The 3238-nt window shown below is 65.4% G+C and carries 4 protein-coding genes; 2 read left to right on the top strand and 2 right to left on the bottom strand.

The window, feature by feature from the left end; genetic code table 11:
* Both EN906_RS28245 and EN906_RS28240 read right to left on the bottom strand, forming a co-directional pair.
* A partial coding sequence (locus EN906_RS28245) for a TraB/GumN family protein (RefSeq protein WP_206529188.1) occupies positions 1 to 447 on the bottom strand: 447 nt, incomplete at its 3' end.
* Positions 448 to 827: 380 nt separating this feature from the next.
* Complete coding sequence (locus tag EN906_RS28240) at positions 828 to 1766, bottom strand: tyrosine recombinase XerC (protein WP_127270058.1); 939 nt, start codon at positions 1764 to 1766, stop codon at positions 828 to 830.
* 400 nt (positions 1767 to 2166) lie between these two features.
* Between EN906_RS28240 and rimM the strand changes: the two genes are divergently transcribed.
* A complete protein-coding gene (rimM, locus tag EN906_RS28235; protein WP_127267360.1) occupies positions 2167 to 2772 on the top strand; it encodes a ribosome maturation factor RimM in 606 nt (201 codons plus the stop codon).
* The coding region (locus tag EN906_RS28230) for a tRNA (guanosine(37)-N1)-methyltransferase TrmD (RefSeq protein ID WP_127375528.1) at positions 2769 to 3238 on the top strand (470 nt) is incomplete at its 3' end. The genes rimM and EN906_RS28230, both read left to right, overlap by 4 nt.

Here is a 3238-nt window from a genome sequence, read left to right as displayed (position 1 = left end):
GAACATCATCAGGTCCGGCTCCTTGAGCATCGCGACCATCATCTTCTGCTTGTCGAGCACGTCCGTGGTTTCGATGATGATGGTGCCGGCGGCGTCATAGGCTTTCTGCGCGTCGGGAGGCAGCGTGGTGACGCGCGGGTCGGTCATATGCATGGTGCCGAACAGGAAGGACGGCTTCTCGCCGGGCTTTTCCAGCTTCCACAACAGGCCCTTGCCGTTCGGTGTCGCGGCGGCTTCCGCTTCGATCTTGCGGTAGGTCGCCGGATCGTTCTTCTGCAAGGCCGACAGCATGTCGGCGCCGGTGCAGGTCGGGATTTCGGCATGCGCCTTGCCGGCCGCGAACAGCAGTACGGCGAGAAACGACAGGAAGAACAGAACGTTGAGCGCGACGAGCAGCTTCAGCGACACGGAAGCTGCACGGTCGGCGATGGCGATGACGCGTTTCATGATCCCATTCCTAGAACCGAAAAGCGGCAAAACGGTTAATTGGTACTGCGAAATTGTCTTCGACCGGCTATCGCCCTCAGCGGACGTCGATGGTGCTCATGACTCAATGATTAGCGGAAACGCCCATTTCTTCGTCATCCATGGGCGGAGCAAGGAGCGTAGCGACGCGGCGCAGACCCGAGGATCCATGCCGGGACTCTGGAACGCTGCAACAGTGCAGAATTCCGCTCCGCAGCACTCCATGGCAAAGGTCGCGGCATGGATCCCAGGGTCTCCGCGACGGAGCTTCGCTCCTGCTTCGCCCAGGGATGACGACGTTGGGGAGGCTTTCGGCCAATGGTGAACGTTTGGCCACCGATACTATGCGACGCTACTGGCGTTCATGCCCGTGGATGGGCTGATTCGTAAATCTCGAGCAGCCTCGCGGTGTCGACGCCGGTGTAGATCTGCGTCGTCGACAGACTGGCGTGGCCGAGCAGTTCCTGGATGGTGCGCAAATCGCCGCCGCGGCCGAGCAGATGCGTAGCGAAGGAATGGCGCAGCGCATGCGGCGTCGCGGTATCGGGCAGGTTGAGCGCCGAGCGCAGCTTGGCCATGTCGCGCTGGACAATGGCCGGGTTGAGCGGACCGCCGCGGGCGCCGCGAAACAACAGGCCCTTGGGGTCGAGATGGTAGGGGCAGAGCCGGCGATATTCGGCGATCGCCCTGAGCGCCACCGGCAGCACCGGCACCAGGCGCGTCTTGCCGCCCTTGCCGGTGACGCGAAGCACCGTGTCGGCCGCCGACGCCAGATCGGCGCCGGCGAGGCCAAGCGCCTCGGAAATGCGCAGGCCGGAGCCGTAGAGCAGTGTCAGCACGGCGGCGTTGCGCGCTGCGATCCAGGGTTCCTCCGCCAGTTGGCCTTCAATGGAAACAACATGCTTGGCATCGCTCGCTGTCAGCGGCTTGGGCAGCGATTTGGGTTGGCGCGGCGCGCGCAGTGCTGCCGCCCCGGCCGCATTGGCGAGGCCGCGCCGCTCGAGGAAACGCAGCAGCGAGCGGATGCCGGCGAGACCCCGGCCGAGCGTGCGGGCACCGGCACCGGCATTGCGCCGCGCCGCGAGAAAGCCGCGCAGGTCAGCCGGGCGCAGATCGGCGATGTCCGAAATGCCGGGCGAGCCGCCACAATGGCCGGTGAGGAAATGCAGGAACTGGCGCGTGTCGCGCTCATAGGCTTCCACCGTCTTGGGCGACAGCCGGCGCTCTCGGGCCAGCATCTTCAGCCAGCTTTCGCGTGCCGCCTGGAGATCGGGTTTGGCCGGGATCAGGAATTCCTGCATGGCGGCATTTTCGGGTATTCGGGTTAGGAAGCGGTGAAGAGCCGTCATTGAAATGACAGCCGGCTGAGGTTAGGAGACCATCGATTGGCGGCAGGTGACTACCTTGGTGATTGGCTGAAATGCCCGCCCCCTTCGTCATCCTGGGGCGGAGCAGGAGCGAAGCGACGTCGCGGAGACCCCAGGATCCATGCCGTGACCTGCGAGCGTTGCTGCGTTACAAGTCTGATAGCTTTGCGGTGGAGACCGCGCGAAGTGTTTGCAAATAGAGAGTTGGCAGGAACGAGACTCGTGACCCTTTCTGAACTGCCGTGCTTTTTGGTCGCCGTAACGGAATGGATCCTCGGGTCTGCGCAGTCGCTTCGCGCCTGCTCCGCCCGTGGATGACGAAGGTAAAAGCGCCATGAGCAAGCCCCAGAACCCTGTCCAGATGGCCGTGATCGGCGCCGCCCATGGCATCAAGGGCGAATTGCGGGTGAAGACCTTCACCGGTGAGCCGCTGGCGCTGGCCGATTACGGGCCGCTCTACGCCAGGGACGGGCGCGCCTTCCAGATCATCGACATCAGGCCTGCCAACACCGTGGTCGTGGTGCGCTTCAAAGGTGTCGCCGACCGCAACGCGGCCGAGGCGCTGGCCGGCACGGAGCTGTTCGTCGACCGTTCGATGCTGCCGGACGATGGCGAGGAAGATGAATTCTATCATGCCGACCTTGTCGGCCTCGAAGTCCGCGACGATACGGCTGCCGTGCTTGGCAAGGTGGTCGCGGTGCACAATTTCGGCGGCGGCGACATTCTCGATGTGACGCTGGGCGGGCGCAAGGGCGTGCTGATCCCGTTCACACAGGCCGCCGTGCCGCAAGTGTCGATCGCCGAGGGTTTTGTCCGTGTCGATCCGGCGGCAGCCGGGCTGGTCGACGACGAGGATGGCGATGGCGATGGCCCGCGCGAGGAAGACTTCGATCCGAAAGGCCGGCCGCGCGGACCGAGCGATGCCGGGGGCAACCGGTGAGTTTTTCCGCTTGCGTGCTGACGCTTTACCCCGAAATGTTTCCCGGCGCGCTCGGCCTGTCGTTGGCTGGCCGGGCGCTGGAGGCCGGGACGTGGTCGCTGGAGGCGATCCAGATCCGTGGCTTCGCCACCGACCGCCATCGCACCGTCGACGACACGCCCGCCGGCGGCGGCGCCGGCATGGTGATGCGCGCCGACGTGCTGGCGAAAGCCATCGACCATGCTTCGCCGGAAGGCGACGCGCGGCCACGGCTGCTGATGAGCCCGCGCGGCAAGCCGCTGACCCAGGCGCGTGTGCGCGAACTGGCCGCTGGGCCAGGCGCCGTCATCCTGTGCGGCCGCTTCGAGGGCGTCGACCAGCGGGTGATCGACGCGCGGGGATTGGAGGAGGTCTCTATCGGTGACTTCATCCTCTCCGGTGGCGAGCCGGCAGCGCTCGTGCTGCTCGATGCGGTGGTGCGGCTGGT

Source organism: Mesorhizobium sp. M7A.F.Ca.CA.004.06.1.1 (assembly GCF_003999135.1).
Classification (GTDB): Bacteria; Pseudomonadota; Alphaproteobacteria; order Rhizobiales; family Rhizobiaceae; genus Mesorhizobium.
Note: the sequence above shows the minus strand (reverse complement) of the source record. Positions and strands in the feature narration are given on the sequence as shown.

Excerpts from the sequence above, each read along its gene's own strand:
- EN906_RS28240 (WP_127270058.1), bottom strand. The coding sequence starts at position 1,766 with ATGCAGGAATTCCTGATCCCGGCCAAACCCGATCTCCAGGCGGCACGC.
- rimM (WP_127267360.1), top strand. The coding sequence starts at position 2,167 with ATGAGCAAGCCCCAGAACCCTGTCCAGATGGCCGTGATCGGCGCCGCC.